Here is a 1,389-nt window from a genome sequence, read left to right on the forward strand (position 1 = left end):
ACCCCCGCCCACCCGGACCACGCCCGTCTGTCCCTTCTGGCAGAGGAAATCCTGGCCCGCGCCGGTGGCCTGCTGGAGCTGGAGCGCCGCGTGCCGGCCATGCTGCGCGATTGCATTGATGCGGTGATCCTGACCGCCAAGACGGGGCGGCGCGCCTATGAGGATTTGGAAAAGACCGAGAAAACCTATATCGGCACGCGGGTGGAGATCGAACTGCGCGCGCTTCTGGGACTGCGCAAAGGGCGGCTGGACACGGAAATCCTTGGTCAGGATGTCGATATCAAGCACACCATGGGCAGTAACTGGATGATCCCGACCGAGGCCATCGACCAGCCCTGCCTCTTGGTCGCGGCCGACGAACCCCGTGCGCGCTGCTACCTCGGCCTGATCGTCGCCCGGTCGGCCTATCTGACCCGGGGGCAGAACAAGGATGCCAAGCGCAGCATTTCGGCGGAGGGGTTCGGCGATATCCTGTGGCTGCTCAAGGATCACCGCTATCCGGCCAATTTCTGGCGTGGCCTGCCCGCCCCGGTGGTGGCCCGGATCTTTGCCGGCGACAGCGGCAATGCCCGCATGGCCGCCCTGTTTCGCGAGGTTCTGGCAACGCCTGTCCCCCGCGAGGTGGTGGAGGCCGTCGCCGCGCAAAAGGACTTCATGCGGCGCATCCGCTCTGACGGCGGCGGCGGCACCCGGGACATTCTGGGGCGCGCAGGCTATCTGATCCTCGAAGGGCGCAAGGATGCGCAGCTGATCCGCGCCCTGGGGCTGCCCAGCTGTGCCGCATCGGAGTTCATCTCGGCCCGGTTGCGCACGGCCGAACACCTGCGACTGGCGCGCGCAGCGGGACATCCGGTCACCGACCTCAGCACATAAAATCCCGCAACGGGGCCGTGTTTTCCTCTTGCGCTTGGCGGGTTGATTGCCTAGACACCCTCTCACCGAACAGGATGCGGGCGTAGCTCAGGGGTAGAGCATAACCTTGCCAAGGTTAGGGTCGGGCGTTCGAATCGCCTCGCCCGCTCCATTCGGTCTTTCCCTCCCAGTCTTCCAGCACCCGCGATGACCCGACAGGGTGTGTGACCGACGGTATGTGTTACCAGACGGGGTGCGTGACCAGACAGGCGCTCACCAGACAACTGGTTTGCCAGACAGGCGTTGACCCAGCGCAAATCATCCCCGTACAGGCAGGACCGCGCATCAGGCGACGCCGATCCGTCGCGCGCCATTGGCGTCAAAAAAACAGCCCCCCCTGCCGCCCCGGATCCCACCAGAAAATTTTCAAACACCCCGCCATTTTCCACTTGCAGCGCCGCGCCGGATTGCCTAAATCACCGCTCACCGAACAGGATGCGGGCGTAGCTCAGGGGTAGAGCATAACCTTGCCAAGGT

The 1,389-nt window shown here is 64.6% G+C and carries 1 protein-coding gene and 1 tRNA gene; both read left to right on the forward strand.

Features of this window, described 5'->3' with window-relative positions; all coding sequences use genetic code 11:
* Window positions 1-873 (forward strand): NaeI family type II restriction endonuclease (locus TRIHO_RS01990; protein ID WP_106406141.1); only part of this gene is annotated, 873 nt, incomplete at its 5' end.
* A gap of 76 nt (window positions 874-949) precedes the next feature.
* Window positions 950-1,024: transfer RNA gene (locus tag TRIHO_RS01995), tRNA-Gly, on the forward strand.
* The last annotated feature ends 365 nt before the right edge of the window (window positions 1,025-1,389 follow it).

Source organism: Tritonibacter horizontis (genome assembly GCF_001518015.1).
Classification (GTDB): Bacteria; Pseudomonadota; Alphaproteobacteria; order Rhodobacterales; family Rhodobacteraceae; genus Epibacterium; species Epibacterium horizontis.